The sequence below is a fragment of the Vibrio sp. Scap24 genome, from assembly GCF_013394185.1.
GTDB classification, from domain to species: Bacteria; Pseudomonadota; Gammaproteobacteria; order Enterobacterales; family Vibrionaceae; genus Vibrio; species Vibrio pomeroyi.
On record NZ_CP041332.1, the window covers coordinates 2,800,831 to 2,819,029 of the forward strand.

The 18,199-nt window shown below is 44.5% G+C and carries 14 protein-coding genes and 1 pseudogene; 11 read left to right on the forward strand and 4 right to left on the reverse strand.

The window, feature by feature from the left end; translation table 11 throughout:
• Positions 1 to 519: 519 nt before the first annotated feature.
• A complete protein-coding gene (locus FLM53_RS12455; RefSeq protein WP_176681776.1) occupies positions 520 to 1,332 on the forward strand; it encodes a 4'-phosphopantetheinyl transferase superfamily protein in 813 nt (270 codons plus the stop codon).
• Positions 1,333 to 1,439: 107 nt separating this feature from the next.
• Here the strand turns inward: FLM53_RS12455 and FLM53_RS12460 are convergent, their stop codons facing one another.
• Positions 1,440 to 1,847 (reverse strand): thioesterase family protein, encoded by a 408-nt coding sequence (locus tag FLM53_RS12460; protein ID WP_176681775.1) that lies wholly within the window; start codon positions 1,845 to 1,847, stop codon positions 1,440 to 1,442.
• Between the two features lie 346 nt (positions 1,848 to 2,193).
• Here FLM53_RS12460 and FLM53_RS12465 point away from each other — a divergent pair, with 346 nt between their 5' ends.
• From FLM53_RS12465 to FLM53_RS12475, 3 genes are all read left to right on the forward strand, one after another.
• A complete protein-coding gene (locus FLM53_RS12465; RefSeq protein WP_176681774.1) occupies positions 2,194 to 3,189 on the forward strand; it encodes a TRAP transporter substrate-binding protein in 996 nt (331 codons plus the stop codon).
• 66 nt (positions 3,190 to 3,255) lie between these two features.
• The gene (locus FLM53_RS12470) at positions 3,256 to 3,981 is read left to right on the forward strand and encodes a TRAP transporter small permease (protein WP_176681773.1); all 726 of its coding nucleotides are present in this window, start codon (positions 3,256 to 3,258) and stop codon (positions 3,979 to 3,981) included.
• 2 nt (positions 3,982 to 3,983) lie between these two features.
• The gene (locus tag FLM53_RS12475) at positions 3,984 to 5,345 is read left to right on the forward strand and encodes a TRAP transporter large permease (RefSeq protein WP_176681772.1); all 1,362 of its coding nucleotides are present in this window, start codon (positions 3,984 to 3,986) and stop codon (positions 5,343 to 5,345) included.
• Between the two features lie 98 nt (positions 5,346 to 5,443).
• On the opposite strand, the gene FLM53_RS12480 is transcribed toward FLM53_RS12475, so the two are convergent.
• From FLM53_RS12480 to FLM53_RS12490, 3 genes are all read right to left on the reverse strand, one after another.
• Positions 5,444 to 5,617 carry a hypothetical protein gene (locus FLM53_RS12480; protein WP_017631412.1) on the reverse strand — a complete coding sequence of 58 codons (174 nt, stop codon included), beginning with the start codon at positions 5,615 to 5,617 and terminating at the stop codon, positions 5,444 to 5,446.
• A 78-nt stretch (positions 5,618 to 5,695) separates the two neighbouring features.
• On the reverse strand, positions 5,696 to 7,045 hold the full coding sequence (locus FLM53_RS12485; RefSeq protein WP_176681771.1) for a sigma-54 dependent transcriptional regulator: 1,350 nt from the start codon (positions 7,043 to 7,045) through the stop codon (positions 5,696 to 5,698).
• A gap of 150 nt (positions 7,046 to 7,195) precedes the next feature.
• Positions 7,196 to 8,989 (reverse strand): ATP-binding protein, encoded by a 1,794-nt coding sequence (locus FLM53_RS12490; protein WP_176681770.1) that lies wholly within the window; start codon positions 8,987 to 8,989, stop codon positions 7,196 to 7,198.
• A gap of 162 nt (positions 8,990 to 9,151) precedes the next feature.
• On the opposite strand from FLM53_RS12490, the pseudogene FLM53_RS24140 reads away from it, so the two are divergent.
• The 7 genes and pseudogenes from FLM53_RS24140 to ppiD form a co-directional block, all read left to right on the forward strand.
• A pseudogene (locus tag FLM53_RS24140) lies at positions 9,152 to 9,334 on the forward strand (hypothetical protein); the annotation flags it as partial.
• Between the two features lie 294 nt (positions 9,335 to 9,628).
• Positions 9,629 to 10,927 (forward strand): trigger factor, encoded by a 1,299-nt coding sequence (gene tig / locus FLM53_RS12500; RefSeq protein WP_017631415.1) that lies wholly within the window; start codon positions 9,629 to 9,631, stop codon positions 10,925 to 10,927.
• Between the two features lie 105 nt (positions 10,928 to 11,032).
• Complete coding sequence (gene clpP / locus FLM53_RS12505; RefSeq protein WP_004736080.1) at positions 11,033 to 11,659, forward strand: ATP-dependent Clp endopeptidase proteolytic subunit ClpP; 627 nt, start codon at positions 11,033 to 11,035, stop codon at positions 11,657 to 11,659.
• 81 nt (positions 11,660 to 11,740) lie between these two features.
• On the forward strand, positions 11,741 to 13,021 hold the full coding sequence (gene clpX / locus FLM53_RS12510; protein WP_009847283.1) for an ATP-dependent protease ATP-binding subunit ClpX: 1,281 nt from the start codon (positions 11,741 to 11,743) through the stop codon (positions 13,019 to 13,021).
• A 132-nt stretch (positions 13,022 to 13,153) separates the two neighbouring features.
• Positions 13,154 to 15,505 carry an endopeptidase La gene (gene lon, locus FLM53_RS12515; protein ID WP_017060619.1) on the forward strand — a complete coding sequence of 784 codons (2,352 nt, stop codon included), beginning with the start codon at positions 13,154 to 13,156 and terminating at the stop codon, positions 15,503 to 15,505.
• Positions 15,506 to 15,675: 170 nt separating this feature from the next.
• The gene (locus FLM53_RS12520; protein ID WP_012604504.1) at positions 15,676 to 15,969 is read left to right on the forward strand and encodes an HU family DNA-binding protein; all 294 of its coding nucleotides are present in this window, start codon (positions 15,676 to 15,678) and stop codon (positions 15,967 to 15,969) included.
• 219 nt (positions 15,970 to 16,188) lie between these two features.
• Entirely contained in the window at positions 16,189 to 18,054 is a 1,866-nt protein-coding gene (ppiD, locus tag FLM53_RS12525) for a peptidylprolyl isomerase (RefSeq protein WP_176681769.1), read from the forward strand.
• Positions 18,055 to 18,199 lie beyond the last annotated feature (145 nt).

Below are 18,199 nucleotides of genomic sequence, written 5' to 3' on the forward strand. Positions count from 1 at the left end.
GTATTCGAATGTGAGGGTAATGTCCATTTAAATCCTGTCCAAAGTACTGCTTAACGGAAAGCAGTTATCCGCAATGAAAACGTGTGAATTTGTTTAATGGTTGAGCAGGCTACCCGAGGTGAGTTGCCGATACAATGCTCCCAGAGGCCACTATGATCTGTTCAGACCAGATGAAATTTGTGTGTTTTTGAATTTTGTATTTTTAATGTAATTAACTTATTGATAATTAATGGGTATGACTTGTTTTTTAGTGTTTATACTCTATATTTTGACTTGGTGAGATCTATGTCAGATTTTTGTAAGTAACATTTAATAGATGCCTGTTCCGTAAGGCTAAGTGTGATCTGTGTTTTAATTTGTTATTATTTGAAAAATTAGTTTTAAGTCCGCATATGAAGGGTGTTTCCTGCCCAAATTCTCTATGTTTATCTCAAAACATAGGTGAGTTAAATTTGTTCGTTTTGATGTTTTATTGATGGCTTTATGAAGAGTGATTTTTAATAAGTGAGTGCTAAAAAGATGGAAACACCAGTCGTTGATTTGTGGCTTTGTTCTCTAAGCGATTTGGATGAAGATACTGATCATGTGTCGCGCCTCAAACAGAAACTGACCGACGATGAAGTCGCCAAGGTTGAACGTTATCGAATGCCTTCATCTCAGATCCAAGCGCTCTATGTTCGTAATTATTTGCGAGAGGTGTTGTCGTTCTACTCTGATTTAGCGGCTGAAGAGTGGCGGTTTGAATATGGTGAGAAAGGAAAACCAAGCTTGATCGCAGAGCAACAACACAAAACCGGACTGGATTTCAATATTAGCCACAGCCAAGATCATTTATTGATTGCTGTCTGCCAAACGAAAGGGCAACCACTACAGCTTGGGGTGGATATAGAACATGCAAGAAGCTCGACCAACATCGCGGCGATTATGAAGCATTACTTTTCGGAGTTTGAGATTAACGACTTACTCGAACTGGATGATGTATCTCAAAGAGAACGTTTTTTTGATTTGTGGGCACTGAAAGAGTCGTACATCAAAGCTACGGGTAAAGGGTTGGCCGCATCGTTGAAAAGCTTTTCGTTCGATTTTTCCAATCTAACTCAACAAACACTGCCAGTTCATTCGTCGGGTTTACAACCAGAGTTACATGGCGAAACTATTGTACATAACGGAGTTGGGTTGGATACTGCTGAACAAGGCGATGTTTCAACAGATTGGCAATGCAGTTTAGGAAGGTTGGATAACCAGTTTCGATTTGCCGTGACGCTCGGTGGTGCAACGCTTCCGATGCAATTAGAGATGAAGTGCTTCCCCAAATCGAAGCTACTTGGCTGAGTTTACGCTCGTTACACTAGAACCTTGACCTTCTAATCTGGAACAAGGCGCACTTTCAGCCATTCGCATTTTCAGACACTCGAGCTTTCAGCCACTCGGAATATTGATTAACTAGTTTCGCCAAGCATTGCTTTTAATACTTCAGCGGGTACAGGCTGAAGTTGTTTGTCTTTATCTAGGCAAACCATCTCGATATCACCAATCACGGCCGGTTTAATCGCATCTTTACGCCACACTTCTTGTCGCCATAAGGTTTTGTATTTGCCATCGAGCTCAAAAGAGGTTCGGATATCGCAGATCTCTGCGAACTCAACGCCGTCTTGAAAGGTCATATTGGCTTTATACACCGCAAACCCCAGTCCATGGTCATTCCACAACTCCGCCAGTTTATCGCTGCCCAATACATGCTCGCGTGCACGTTCAAAGTATTTAAGAAAGTTAGGGTGATAAACCACACCTGAGTGATCGGTATCTTCGTAGTAAATCTGTACTGGGTGATGGTAGATCTTGCTCATGGGTAGCAACTCTTGGTAAGTAGTGGATCAGTAAATCTGACTAAGTTGTGCAGCACTCTACAGGATAGGTTGAAATTACTTCAAGGCATCATCGTGAAAGGGGCTTTTGGTCAGACCTCATTTATCACTGATGCTTTGGTCAACTCCCACCCATTTATAAATATTCTATGTGTCATTTTCCACCCATTAAATTTTGCAAAGAGCTGGCGACTCATGTTGGCAACTATGATGAAGCCTTGTGGTTAAAGGCTTGTTAATGTTTTGTATCAATATGGCGCGCTAATTGCCTTAGTGAAAGCACGCAGTTCCCATTGAAGGGCTGCTTTGTTTACTAAGGAGAATAATAATGTTTAAGCCTCTTACCCTGCTGTCTGTATCTGCTCTGGCGCTCACAAGTTTTAATGCTGCTGCAAACTGTGACCCTGGTGAAATCGTGATTAAATTCAGTCACGTAACTAATACCGATAAGCACCCGAAAGGCATTGCCGCTTCTCTACTAGAAGAGCGAGTAAACACTGAAATGAATGGTAAAGCTTGTATGCAAGTTTTCCCTAACTCGACGCTTTACGATGATAATAAGGTACTGGAAGCCCTGTTAAATGGTGATGTTCAAATGGCGGCACCTTCGCTGTCTAAATTTGAGAAGTTCACTAAGAAATACCGCATTTTTGACCTTCCGTTCCTATTTGAAGATGTAGACGCCGTTGACCGTTTCCAAAACTCAGAATCTGGTGAAAAACTGAAGAATGCAATGAAACGTCGTGGCCTACAGGGTCTAGCGTTTTGGCACAATGGCATGAAACAGATGTCGGCGAACAAACCTCTTATCAACCCTGAAGATGCGGAAGGTTTGAAATTCCGTGTTCAAGCATCAGATGTATTGGTCGCTCAGTTTGAACAGCTAGGCGCCAACCCACAGAAGATGTCTTTCAAAGAAGTGTACGGTGGCCTACAAACTAAGGTTATCGATGGCCAAGAAAACACATGGTCAAACATCTACGGTAAGAAGTTCTTTGAAGTACAAGACGGCGTGACTGAAACCAATCACGGCATCTTGGATTACCTAGTTGTAACCTCAAACGACTTCTGGAAAGACCTACCTGAAGATGTACGCAGCCAGCTTGGTACTATCGTTCAAGAAGTGTCTGAAACGCGTAACGCGGAATCTTCAAAAGTTAACCTAGCGAACAAAAACAATATCATCGAAGCTGGTGGTGAGGTTCGTACGTTGACGCCTGAACAGCGTCAAGCATGGGTAACGGCACTTCAACCAGTATGGAAGAAGTTTGAAAAAGACATCGGTTCAGATCTTATCGATGCAGCATTAGCTTCAAACCAATAACACCGCTATAGGGTAGCGGCTCCCTACCGCTGCCCTCTATTAAAACAATTATAAGCGGAGTCAATTATGGAACAGTCTCAAATGGAACAGTCTTTATTTTCCAAAGTCGGAAGAGTCACCGATTTAATTGAAGAGTCTTTAATAGCCTTCTTTCTGGGCGCAATGACGCTACTAACTTTTGCGAACGTGGTCTTTCGATACGCGTTCAATGACAACATTTTATGGGCATTGGAACTGACGGTATTCATGTTTGCATGGATGGTATTGGTCGGCGCATCTTATGGTGTTAAAAAGCACTTCCACATTGGTGTTGATGTCATTATCAACCTTGCCCCTGAAAAGCTACGCAAAGTGTATGCGTTAATCGCCGTGACTAGCTGTTTAGCATTCTCAGTGTTACTGCTTATCGGTTCTTGGAACTATTGGTACCCATTCGCGACTGATCGCGCATGGTATGAGACCGACGATATTCCAATGCCGGAGATGCTTCAGTTTCTTGCTGACTGGCTGAATGAAGGCGAGCGATACGAGAAACTGCCACGTTTTATTCCTTACATGGCACTGCCGATTGGTATGGCAATGCTGACGTTCCGTTTTGCTCAAGTTGCTTACCAAGTACTAACAGGCAAACTCGACCGTATGATTGCTGGGCACGAAGCCGAAGAAGAGCTGGATGCGTTGAAAGCGGACGTGCTAGCGGGTTCTGATGAAGACGCGACAGCGGTATTGGATTCGACGAAGCCAAGCAAGGCGAGTGAGTCGGATACAAAATCTAACGGTAAGGAAAGCTAATCATGGCAATGTTATTTCTATTTTTAATGGTAATTGCTTTCATGTTGGTAGGTGTACCAATTGCGATTTCCCTAGGTTTATCGAGCGTAATATTCTTATTGATGCATTCAGATGCGTCATTAGCTTCAGTCGCACAAACGCTGTTTAACGCTTTTGCTGGCCACTACACACTCTTAGCGATTCCTTTCTTTATCTTGGCCTCTAGCTTCATGTCTACAGGTGGCGTGGCGAAGCGTATTATCCGTTTTGCGATTGCAATGGTGGGTTGGTTCCGCGGCGGTCTGGCGATGGCATCGGTTGTGGCATGTATGATGTTCGCGGCGCTGTCTGGTTCGTCTCCGGCAACGGTAGTGGCAATCGGTAGTATCGTAATCGCGGGTATGATCAAGAACGGCTACTCAAAAGAGTTCGCGGCAGGGGTTATCTGTAACGCGGGTACTTTGGGCATCTTGATTCCACCTTCAATTGTGATGGTGGTATACGCAGCGGCGACGGATGTATCGGTAGGTCGTATGTTCTTAGGTGGCGTGATTCCAGGCCTGTTGGCGGGCGTGATGTTGATGATTGCTATCTACATTGCGGCGCGCATTAAGAAGATTCCTGCGCAGCCATTTGTGGGTTGGGGCGAGATGTTCGCAGCCGCGAAAGATGCGAGTTGGGGATTGTTACTGATTGTCATCATTCTGGGTGGTATTTACGGCGGTATCTTTACTCCGACCGAAGCAGCAGCGGTAGCAGCGGTGTACGCGTTCTTTATTGCCAACTTCATCTATAAAGATATGGGCCCATTTGCGGATAAGAACAACACCAAGCCAGCGCTGGTTAAGGTGTTCCAAACCTTCTTCCATAAAGACACCAAAGATACACTTTATGATGCGGGTAAGCTGACGATCATGTTGTTGTTTATCATTGCCAACGCATTGATTATTAAGCATGTACTGACGGAAGAACGTATTCCTCAAATGATCACAGAATCTATGCTTTCTGCAGGCTTAGGGCCGATCACCTTCTTGATTGTGGTGAACGTACTGCTGTTGATTGGTGGACAGTTCATGGAGCCATCAGGCTTGTTGATCATCGTAGCGCCGTTGGTATTTCCAATCGCAATTGCTTTGGGTATCGACCCAATTCACCTTGGTATCATGATGGTGGTGAACATGGAGATAGGGATGATAACCCCGCCAGTTGGGCTTAATTTGTTTGTGACCGCAGGGGTCGCGAAGATGTCGATGATGAACGTGGTGAAAGCGGCACTGCCTTGGGTGGGCGTGATGTTCTTGTTCTTGATTATCGTAACCTACGTGCCTTGGGTTTCTACATGGTTACCAACCTCCTTGATGGGGCCGGAAATCATAACCAAGTAGCTATTCCACGTAAATATTCCAAGTAGCTATTTGCTCCAAGTAGTTATTTGAGTCATTCACTGACATGGAATTTAATCCATAAAAAATGGAGGAGGTCGCTAGACCTCCTCATCTATATTTCTGCCACGATTTGACTGAGGGTTTATCTGCTCATACAAAGCGCGTTTTGCTTCTAATTCTGGCGTATTTAAATCGACGTGATGATCGGTATAGTAAATGCCATCTATCTCAAAAGTATCAGTAATCGATGGTACTCTCGTTTTCTCACCCATAACCACTTCCTTATTATATTTATTGCATAACATCCTGTTATTGAAATAAGTATAGGTGATCTTGCTCGCAAATCTAATTTAGTTTGGTTCTACCTTATAAGACTCTTTCGTGAGTTGGTGTTTTTGCATTTTATCGTAGAGGGTTTTCCTTGGTAATTGCAGCCTCTCCATGGTCTCTTTTATGCTGCCATTACATTCAATAAGTGCTTGCTTCAGAGTGTTTTTTTCGAAGTCAGATACCAGTTCTGCTAAGGACAGTTCTTGAGACGTTTCACTGATGCTGTCTGATAAGTGAGAAAGCTTACCTAAAAGCACAAAACGCTCTGCCGTATTACGTAATTCTCGAACATTTCCCGGCCAATCATGAGCTAGGAGCGCGTGCAGTTCTTTTTGAGGAAGTGCTGGGGCTGTTTTGCCATAGCGAGCCGCCGCCACCAATAGGAAGTGGTGGAAAAGGGCCGGGATGTCTTCTTGCCTGCTTCTTAGTGGAGGTAAATCTAGGGTGACGACATTGAGTCGGTAATAAAGATCTTGGCGGAAGGTGCCTTCTTCAGCCGCTTTCTTCAAGTCGACTTTGGTTGCCGCAATTACGCGGATATCCAGAGGCACCAATCCGTTTGAGCCAACTCTTTCGATGACGCGTTCTTGTAATACACGTAGCAAACGAATTTGCGCCTGCATCGGCATGGATTCGATTTCATCTAAGAATAGGGTGCCGCCCTGAGCAAACTCGAATTTACCCACTCGCTTACTTTCTGCGCCAGTAAACGCGCCTTTCTCGTGGCCATAGAGTTCACTCTCAATCAGGTTCTCAGGCACCGCACCGCAGTTGACCGCGACAAAATTTTGCTCTCGACGGCTGCTTTGTTCATGCAGAGAGCGTGCTACTAACTCTTTACCTGTGCCTGTCTCACCAAATAGCAAGATGTCGGCATTGGTGTCGGCAACATGGGTGATAATAGAACGCAGCTCGGTCATGGATTGCGTGTCACCAATGATTCTCGGGCCGAGTGCTTTGCTAGCTTTGAGCGAACGCTTAAGCTCAAGGTTTTCTAAGGTTAGCTGGCGTTTTTCGATGGCGCGTTTGGTGGTTTCGATAAGACGTTCATTGGCGAACGGCTTTTCAATGAAATCATAGGCCCCGTCTTGAATCGCTTGCACCGCCATGGAGATATCACCGTGACCAGTGATCATGATGACGGGAATCTCTTTGTCTTTATGCATGACGGTGTTGAGCAGGTCGTGCCCCGAGATACCCGGCAAGCAGATATCAGTGATGATCACGTGAGGCAATCCATTCTCTTGAATCGCGAGGAGGGCCGACTCCGCATCGGGGAAGAACTCGGCATCAATATCCGCGAGTTCGAAGCTCTGTTCAATCGCCATTCTTAGGTCAGATTCATCATCAATGAAGTAGACGTGACACATAGTTATTCCTTTACTCTTTTATACTAATTATCGCTGAGTTTGTTCGTTAGGCCGTATTTGAACGGACTCATCTCAGTCTGTTATTTTTGCTTCGTGTGCTGGGTTTTATTCTTTTTGTCTTGGCTGTTCTTGTTGCTCTTGCTCTTGTTCTTACTGTTGCTCAACAAGGGGCAACTCAATGCTAAATCGAGCACCGCCTTGTGGGCTGGTTCCTGTCGTGAGTTTGCCGTTAATTCCGCTGATTATCTGTTGAGAAATTGATAGCCCTAATCCAAGACCGTTCTTCTTGGTCGTATGGAAGGGTTCGAAAAAGTTTCCGCTCGAAGAGGAAGTAAAGCCGGGGCCGTTATCATCAACGTGGATCAGTAGCGTGTTAGCTTCATCCGTTTCTCTAACCTCTAATATGATAGCCAACTGCTTGTCGTCTTGGCTCTCCATTGCCTGAATCGCATTGGTGAGTAGGTTGATAATGACCTGTTCGAGCTGGATGGCATTGGCGAGTATGCACGCGTCAAAGGTTTCAGGCAGCTCATTGGTCTTGACTCGTTCACTCTTCAGTTGTGGCTTCATCAATTCCCTAGATGAATGCAATACAGGGAGGATCTGTAATATGTGTAGCTCTTCTGCGGTCGACTTTTTAGCAAAGGAGCGAAGCTGGTGACTGATTTTCGCCATGCGGTCGGTGAGCGCTGAAATACGCGATAAGTTGTCATCGACACGATCGGTTTTCTCTTTGGCAAGAAACAATCGGCCATTGTCAGCATAACTACGAATCGCAGCGAGCGGGTTATTCAGTTCGTGGCTGATGCTCGCTGACATCTGACCTAATACCGCCAGTTTTGCCGCTTGGATGAGCTCGTCTTGAGTGTGTCTTAGTACCCGCTCGGTTTCGATACGTTGCTTGATCTCAACGTGTAGCTCAGAGGTCCTTTCGAGTACTTGAAACTCTAGTTTTTGGTTAGCTTCTGACTGTAGTCTATCGATCTGAGCGCGTCGGTGTTGACGGTGCAGATTAAGTTGGATGACCAGATAAATAATCGCAAAGACCAAACTCAACACCACCATATAGGCGACCAAGTCCCACCAAACCAAGTGGGTGGGAGAGAAGACCCTGACTGTTAATCCAGGATCAGGCAGAAAGCGTGAAGAGGTGAAAAACTTCTCTTTAACTAAGCGGTGAGACGAGCGAATACTGCTGGTGGCATTCTCTAGGTCGCCAGAGAAATGCAGACTCTCAATTTGAGTATCGAGGTATTGCTGATTCTCTCGAATACGAGTTTGCTGTGCTGCATCAAGAGGTTGAAGACTTTTGAATAACCACTCTGGATTGCTCGACATGAAAATAATCTGGTCTTTATCATCAGCGACAAAAAAGCTCTGTTTGCCTTGCCAGCTTGCTTCAATCAAAGACAAATCCATTTTTACCACAATTACACCAATGATTTCAGCGGCATAGGAAACAGGGTAAGAATAATAGTACCCACGCTTGCCCGAGGTTGATCCCAAGGCAAAGTACTGTTTTTCATGCCCTTGAATGGCTTGTTGGTAATAGGGACGAAACGCAAAGTTACGCCCGACAAACGAGTGCTTTAGGTTCCAGTTACTGGCCGCGATAGTGGTGCCGATACTATCTAACAAATAGGTGTCGGATGCTTGAATCACTGTGTTGACGTGCTCTAGATAGCGATTGGTTAGCTCTATCTGGGCAGAATTGCTTGGTGAGTGTAGGGCATCGATCAGCTCTTTATCTTTTGAAAGCAGCTCCGGGATGTGGGCGAACTTGTCCAATTGGCTGGCAACGTGGACGGAAAAGCGGTCTAAGTTAGATTGATGATCATTTAACAAACTTTGATGACTTGTGTTCCATACCCAGTGGCCGCCAACGATCATCAGCAAGCTGTAGGTGACCAACAACAGCATACGAATTCTCAAAGCTTGAAACATGGTGGTTCTCCGCTAAATCGGGCTAACAATACAAAGCCTGCTTTCTCTCATTCATCACAGTAATTAGCGGTAGTTTTTACTGAAAATAGAGAGCCAGTAGATAGCTTTAGGTTAAGGCTTTGTAACGGAGATTGTTGAAAAAGTTATCGACTCTGAGGGGTAAAACAAGAGCAAGATCTCTTTTTAAGGTTTTTAGGAAAAAAAGCCCTCGATTCCCTTGAAAAAGTCGCTATTGTCCCCATTTCTGTTGTGCTAAGTGATGTTTTGATCGTTTTTGTATCATTTAGTTGGACGAATTTAGAGCATTCATCATCAAGCAGAGGTGAACGGCTCGACAGAGATTAAACAGATCGCTAGAATGTCGCGTCTAAAATTTCTGTCCTGAGGCTAATCGGAGATACCTTTCTTGTTTCTGAAAACAAGCTTTGTTGCGTTTTAATTGGCGCGTGAAGAACGAAGATATCGCTGATTAGTCTGGTGTTTGGTTGAATAATCAATTCAGACATCAATGCTCGATTTTAAATTAGGTGTTCGGATAGAGCACTACACAAGGATGCAGCCAACAACGTCGGCTTTTGAATTAAAGCTAAGTTACGGCTCATATGCTCAGATTACTGAGCCAGTTTTGAGGTTTATATAATGCAAGTTACTGTTGAAACGCTAGAAGGCCTAGAGCGCCGTCTTAATATTACTGTTCCTGCTGCTAACATCGAAGATGCAGTTACAGCTGAACTACGCAACATCGCGAAAAACCGTCGTTTCGATGGTTTCCGTAAAGGCAAAGTGCCAATGAAGATGGTTGCTAAAATGTACGGCAAAGCAGTACGTCAAGACGTGATGGGCGAAGTAATGCAACGTCACTTCATCGAAGCGATCGTTAAAGAGAAAATCAACCCAGCTGGCGCACCAACTTTCGCACCAGTTGAAAACAACGAAGGCGCTGACCTAGTATTCAACGCAACTTTTGAAGTTTACCCAGAAGTTGAGCTGAAAGGTCTAGAAAACATCACTGTTGAGAAACCAGCAGTAGAAGTTAAAGACGCAGACGTTGAAGAGATGATCGAAACTCTACGTAAGCAACAAGCAACTTGGACTGAAGTTGAAGCTGCAGCTGACGCTGGTTCTCGTGCAACTATCGACTTCGTTGGTTCTATCGACGGTGAAGAGTTCGAAGGCGGTAAAGCTGAGAACTTCCCACTAGAGATGGGTGCTGGTCGCATGATCCCTGGCTTCGAAGACGGTATCGTTGGTAAAACAGCAGGTATGGAATTCGAAATCGACGTAAACTTCCCAGAAGATTACCACGCTGAAAACCTAAAAGGTAAAGCAGCTAAGTTCTCTATCAAGCTGAACAAAGTTGAAGCTCGTGAACTTCCAGAACTAAACGAAGAATTCGTTTCTAAGTTCGGCGCTGCTGACGGTGTTGAAGGTCTTAAAGCTGAAGTTCGTAAGAACATGGAGCGTGAGCTTAAGCAAGCTGTTAAGAACCGCATCAAAGAGCAAGCTATCGACGGTCTAGTTAACGAAAACAACATCGACGTACCTTCTGCTCTTATCGATCAAGAAATCGGTGTTCTACGTCAACAAGCTGCTCAACGTTTCGGTGGCAACACTGAAGCTGCTGACCAACTTCCACGTGAGCTGTTCGAAGAGCAAGCTAAACGTCGCGTAGTTGTAGGTCTTCTTCTTGGTGAAGTAATCAAGACTGAAGAGCTAAAAGCTGACGACGAGAAAGTTAAAGCTATCATCGAAGAGATGGCTACAGCATACGAAGATCCAACAGAAGTTATTGCTTACTACGAGCAAAACGAGCAAATGATGAACAACATGCGCAACGTTGCTCTAGAAGAGCAAGCTATTGATGCAATCATCGCTAAAGCTCAAGTTTCTGATAAAGAAGTTAGCTTCAACGAGCTAATGAATCAGCAACCTGCTTAATATAGTAATATCTGACGTAGAAGGTTGACGTACGGTCAACAATTCTGCTAACAATGGTCCGTATGATTTAATCATTCGGGCCATTTATTTTAGGGACATAAGAATATGAGCTACCAAGAAAAAAATACAATGCCATCGATTATGGACGCACTAGTTCCTATGGTGGTTGAACAGACTTCCCGTGGTGAACGTTCTTACGATATTTATTCTCGTCTATTAAAAGAACGTATCATTTTCTTAACAGGTCAAGTGGAAGACCACATGGCAAATCTTGTCGTGGCTCAACTGCTTTTCTTGGAATCAGAAAACCCAGACAAAGATATCTATCTTTACATCAACTCTCCTGGCGGTAGCGTAACAGCAGGCATGTCTATCTACGACACAATGCAGTTCATCAAGCCAAACGTGAGCACAGTATGTATGGGTCAAGCTTGCTCTATGGGTGCATTTTTACTAGCGGGTGGTACTCCAGGTAAGCGTCACGTGCTTCCAAACTCACGTGTAATGATTCACCAGCCACTTGGCGGCTTCCAAGGCCAAGCGTCTGATATTCAGATTCACGCGCAAGAGATCCTAACGATCAAACAAAAGCTAAACAAACTATTGGCAGAGCACACTGGTCAGCCTCTAGAAGTTGTTGAGCGTGATACCGATCGTGACAATTTCATGTCTGCTGATCAAGCAGTAGAATACGGCTTAGTGGATTCAGTTCTTAATCACCGCGGCCAATAATTGCAGGGCAATTGTTTAACGCAAAGTGATTCAAATTGATATACACTCAAGCATAGAGAGTAAAGGCTAAGAGGTTAGCGAATGACAGATAAAAGCAAAGAGGGTGGTAGCGGTAAACTGCTTTACTGCTCTTTCTGTGGCAAAAGCCAACACGAAGTTCGCAAGTTAATCGCAGGTCCTTCTGTTTACATTTGTGATGAATGTGTCGATCTATGTAACGACATTATTCGTGAAGAAATTAAAGATGTTCTTCCTAAGAAAGAATCTGAATCGCTGCCAACGCCGCGTGAGATTCGTGAGCATCTTGACGACTATGTAATCGGTCAAGAATACGCGAAAAAAGTGCTAGCAGTTGCGGTATATAACCACTACAAGCGTTTACGCAATGGTGATACAACGGCTGAAGGCGTAGAGCTAGGTAAGAGTAACATTCTTCTTATCGGTCCTACTGGTAGTGGTAAAACACTACTTGCTGAAACACTGGCTCGTTTCCTAGACGTTCCTTTCACAATGGCAGACGCAACAACACTAACCGAAGCGGGTTACGTGGGCGAAGATGTTGAAAACATCATCCAAAAGTTGCTTCAGAAATGTGATTACGACGTAGCGAAAGCGGAACGCGGCATTGTTTACATCGATGAAATCGATAAGATTTCTCGTAAAGCTGAAAACCCATCAATCACGCGTGACGTGTCTGGTGAAGGTGTACAGCAAGCTCTACTAAAACTTGTTGAAGGTACAGTTGCTTCAGTTCCACCTCAAGGTGGTCGTAAGCATCCACAGCAAGAGTTCTTGCAAGTGGACACGTCTAAGATCCTATTTATCTGTGGTGGTGCGTTTGCAGGCCTAGATAAAGTGATTGAGCAACGTGTAGAAACAGGTTCAGGTATCGGCTTCGGCGCAGAAGTGCGTTCAAAAGACGAAACTAAAACTATCGGTGAATTGTTCACTCAAGTAGAACCTGAAGATCTAGTGAAGTATGGTCTAATTCCAGAATTCATCGGTCGTCTACCTGTTACAACAACACTGACAGAGCTTGATGAAGAAGCGCTAATCCAAATCCTTTGTGAGCCAAAGAATGCACTGACAAAACAGTACGCTGCATTATTTGAGCTTGAGGATACAGAGCTAGAATTCCGTGAAGACGCTTTACGTGCCATTGCTAAGAAAGCAATGAACCGTAAAACAGGTGCTCGTGGTCTACGTTCTATCTTGGAGGGTGTTCTACTAGAAACTATGTACGAACTGCCATCTTCAACTGATGTAAGCAAGGTTGTGATTGATGAGTCGGTAATTAATGGTGAGTCAGAACCACTATTAATTTACAGCAACTCAGATAACCAAGCAGCTGTTGCAGAGTAGGTCTTTTTTAGACAAGTCACTCAAATTGAAAAAGGAGGTAAGCAATTACCTCCTTTTTTTTATTCTTCCATTGAATCCAGTCGTTTAAGCCCCATATACTGCTTTATAAGTTAAAGCGGAAGAGAGAAATATATGAACTTGGAACGTTCCGAGCGTATCGAAATCCCCGTGCTACCTCTACGTGATGTAGTGGTTTACCCACACATGGTTATTCCATTGTTTGTTGGTCGTGAAAAATCGATTACTTGCCTTGAATCGGCAATGGAAGCTAACAAACAAGTACTACTTGTAGCGCAGAAAGAAGCGGACACTGATGAGCCTTCAATTGACGACCTATTTAAAGTAGGTACTGTCGCTACCATTCTTCAGTTACTAAAGCTCCCTGATGGTACTGTTAAAGTGCTTGTCGAAGGTCAGCAGCGTGCAAAAATTCACCAATTCAAGGAAAGTGAGTTTTTCTTAGCGGACGCAGAATACGTTGTAACCTCAGAACTTGACGAAAAAGAACAAGAAGTGGTTGTTCGCAGCGCGATCAATCAATTCGAAGGCTTTATTAAGCTAAACAAAAAGATTCCACCAGAGGTTCTAACATCTCTGAACGGTATTGATGAGGCTGCTCGCCTTGCTGATACGATTGCTGCACACATGCCACTTAAACTGGTAGACAAGCAGCACGTTCTAGAAATCTTAGATGTGACAGAACGTCTGGAATTCTTGATGGGCCAAATGGAGTCAGAAATTGACATCCTGCAAGTTGAAAAACGCATCCGTGGTCGCGTTAAGAAGCAAATGGAAAAATCTCAGCGTGAGTACTACCTGAATGAGCAAATGAAAGCGATTCAGAAAGAACTTGGCGAGATGGACGACGCACCTGATGAATTCGAGACTCTGAAGAAGAAGATCGAAGACTCTAAGATGCCTCAGGAAGCTCGTGAAAAAACAGAGCAAGAACTGCAAAAACTGAAAATGATGTCGCCAATGTCTGCTGAAGCAACAGTAGTACGTAGCTACATTGATTGGATGGTGGGCGTTCCTTGGGCTAAGCGTTCAAAAGTTAAAAAGAATCTAGCGAAAGCGGAAGAGATCTTAAACGAAGATCACTACGGCTTAGAGCGTGTTAAAGAACGTATTCTTGAATACTTGGCAGTACAGAACCGTATCAACAAGCTTAAAGGCCCAATTCTTTGTCTTGTTGGTCCTCCTGGTGTAGGTAAAACCTCACTAGGTCGTTCGATTGCTGCGGCAACGGGTCGTAAGTACACACGTATGGCACTAGGTGGCGTACGTGATGAAGCTGAGATTCGTGGTCACCGTCGTACGTACATCGGTTCACTTCCGGGTAAACTGATTCAGAAGATGTCTAAAGTTGGTGTTAAGAACCCACTGTTCCTATTAGATGAGATCGATAAGATGTCTTCTGATATGCGTGGCGACCCATCTTCAGCGCTTCTAGAAGTACTAGACCCAGAGCAAAACAACGCATTTAACGATCACTACCTAGAAGTAGATTACGATCTGTCAGATGTTATGTTCGTAGCAACATCGAACTCGATGGACATTCCTGGCCCTCTACTGGACCGTATGGAAGTGATTCGTCTATCGGGTTACACAGAAGATGAGAAGCTGAACATTGCTAAGAGCCACTTACTGGACAAGCAAGTTCAACGCAACGGTCTTAAGCCTCATGAGATTGAGATTGAAGACTCTGCAATCATCGGCATCATTCGTTACTACACGCGTGAAGCGGGTGTACGTAGCTTAGAGCGTGAAATCTCTAAGATCTGTCGTAAAGCAGTGAAGAACATCTTGCTAGACAGCGACCTTAAGTCTGTAACGGTTAACATTGATAACCTGAAAGAGTACTTAGGTGTTCAACGCCACGACTTCGGTAAAGCGGATGAAAGCAACCGTATTGGTCAAGTGACTGGCTTAGCGTGGACTCAAGTGGGTGGTGATCTACTGACTATCGAGACCGAAGCAATGCCGGGCAAAGGTAAGCTAACGCAAACTGGCTCACTTGGCGACGTGATGAAAGAATCGATTCAAGCGGCAATGACCGTGGTTCGTTCTCGTGCTGAAAAACTGGGTATCAACTCAGATTTCTACGAAAAACGCGACATTCACGTTCACGTACCGGAAGGTGCTACACCGAAAGATGGCCCGAGTGCGGGTATCGCAATGTGTACTGCACTTGTCTCTAGCTTGACGGGTAACCCGGTTAAAGCAGAGGTCGGTATGACAGGTGAAATTACCCTTCGTGGTGAAGTTTTACCTATCGGTGGCTTGAAAGAAAAACTGCTTGCTGCACACCGTGGCGGCATCAAAACTGTACTGATTCCTAAGGACAATGAGCGTGATTTGGAAGAGATTCCAGACAACGTAATCGCTGACCTGAAGGTGATCCCGGTCCAATGGATTGATGAAGTACTGAAAGTCGCGCTAGAACGAGATCCGTCAGGGGTCGAGTTTGACGTGAAAAAATAGTGATGCATAGCAAAAATAAGTAAAGAATTACGCTGATAGGCTCGAAAAGGCTTGTCAGCGTTTTTTTTGGACGCTAAGTTATTTGACTAAAGCGGCAGCCCTTTTGCAATAAGGCTTGCGGCTAAATTAAAACCAAAATGGAACGTACAGTCATCGAGAAGTAGTCACAGATGACACATAGGGGAAAAACAGTGAATAAAACACAACTAGTAGAATCAATCGCAGAAAACGCAGACATCTCTAAAGCTTCAGCTGGTCGCGCTCTAGACGCTTTCATCGAAGCAGTTGGCACAACGCTACAATCAGGCGACCAAGTTGCACTTGTTGGCTTTGGTACTTTCAGTGTTCGTACTCGTGCTGCTCGTACAGGTCGTAACCCAAAAACTGGTGAAGAGATCCAAATCGCAGAAGCTAAAGTACCTGGCTTCAAAGCGGGTAAAGCACTTAAAGACGCATGTAACTAATTTCTATGGCTGAAACCTCGGTTTTGCGAGGGGAAGGCTGTAAAATGCGTTTACTGTTTGAAAAATGATGTTTCATTCTTAAACAGTAAGTGTGCAAAGCACATTGAACTTATTTAAATTATGCGCATCCTACTGATGCGCATTTCTTTTTCTGATAATATCGCGTGAATAGATTTTTATTTTGAAGCCAATGCTTCATATCCGGAGAGCACTTAAATTATGATGGATCGATTACGCGAAGGCGTGAATAGCATCGCGGTAAAAATTATCCTTGGGTTGATTATCCTGTCATTCGTATTCGCAGGTGTAGGCAGCTACATCACCGGTGGCGGTAACAACGCAGCAGCTAAAGTTGGCAACACAGAAATTGCTCGTGGTGAGTTCGAACAAGCTTACCAAAACGAACGTAATCGCATGCAATCTCAACTTGGCGATTACTTTGCTCAAATGCTTGCAGACCCTGCATACGTAGAGTCTTTCCGTAAATCAGTCCTTGATCGCATGATTAACGACGTTCTACTTGAGCAGCAAGCAGAGTCTCTAGGCCTACGAATCAGTGATTCTCAAATCCGTACTATGATTCTAGAAATGCCTCAGTTCCAAACGGCTGGTCAATTCGACCAAGAAGTTTACCAATCAGCACTACGTCGTGCAGGTTTCAGCGCAGAAAGCTTCGCTGAATACATGCGTCGTGACCTAATGCGCAACCAGCTTGTTACTGCACTTCAAGGCAGTGAATTTGTTCTTCAAGGCGAAATCGACACGCAAAGCAAACTGATTGCTCAAACTCGTGACATTCGTACAGTGACACTGTCTGTTGCTGACCTTGCGAAAGGCATCGAGCTAACTGACGAACAAATCGAACAGTACTACCAAGAGAACCCAGCAGCTTACACTCGTCCAGAGCAAGCGAAGGTATCTTACATTGAGCTTTCTGCTGAAGCACTTAAGTCTCAGCTTGAAGTAAGCGATGAAGAAGCGCAGAAATACTACCAAGAGCACCTAGACAAGTACTCAACTGAAGAGCAACGTAAAGTTAGCCACATCCTAGTTCAAGGCGATGACGAAGCGAAAGCTCAGTCTATCCTAGACGAACTAAATGCCGGCGCTGATTTTGCTACGCTAGCGGAAGAGAAATCTGACGACTTCGGCAGTGCAGACGTTGGCGGTGACCTAGGTTGGATCGAACGTGATGTTATGGACCCAGCATTCGAAGACGCGGCTTTCGCTCTTGAGAATATTGGTGACACGACTGGCCTAGTTAAATCTGATTTCGGCTACCACATCATCAAGCTAGACGAACTAAAAGCGTCTCAAGCTCAGCCTTACGCAGAAGTAGCGGCAGAGATTAAGACAGAGCTTCTAGACCAACATGCCGTTGATCAGTTCTACGAGCAACAAACTGAACTTGAAAAAGTAGCGTTTGAGTTCCCAGATTCTCTAGACGATTCTGCTGAAGCGATTAATGCGAAAATTACGACGACTGATTTCATCTCTCAAGCTGATGCTCCAGAAGTTCTGATGACGCCTGCAGTAATGCAAGCAATCTTGAGCCCTGAAGTGAAAGAAGACGGTCTAAACTCTGAAGTTATCGAAGTGGCTCCTGAGCACGTGATTGTTGTTCGTGTAGAAGAGACTCGTGACGAGACTGTTCTTCCTCTAACTGAAGTGAAAGATCAAGTTGTGGCTGCACTGTCTGCGGTACAAGCAGAGCAACAAGCGGTTGAGCTAGGCGTTTCTCTAGTGAACGAACTTAAAGCGGGCAATGAAGCTGTGCTTGCGGACAACAACCTTGAGTTCACTGAACTTGAGACCATTGACCGTAACTCTCCACTAGCTGCATCTGTATTCGCTCTGGCGAAACCAGAAGAAGGTCAAGCGGTGTTCGGTCAATCGAAAGACCAAGACGGTAACATCGTTGTTGTTGAGCTTTCTAAAGTGACAGCTGAAATCAACCCAGCTTACAGCACTCAAATTGGTGCGCAGTTAGAGCGAGTTGGTAACCAGCAAGACCTAACTAACGTACTAAACGTACTACGTAAAAACGCAGACGTTGAATACTATGTAGTAGGCCAAGGTCAGTAAGCATCGATTACCTTGGTAGTTAAGCCTGTTTAGCGACTGACTACCGAGATTCATCATGCGATGGTTGGGTTATAAAAGATATTTGTGAGCCAACAAACAAGCTGATGAAAACAAGATGTATAACAAAGCGGGTCACTTAGGTGAC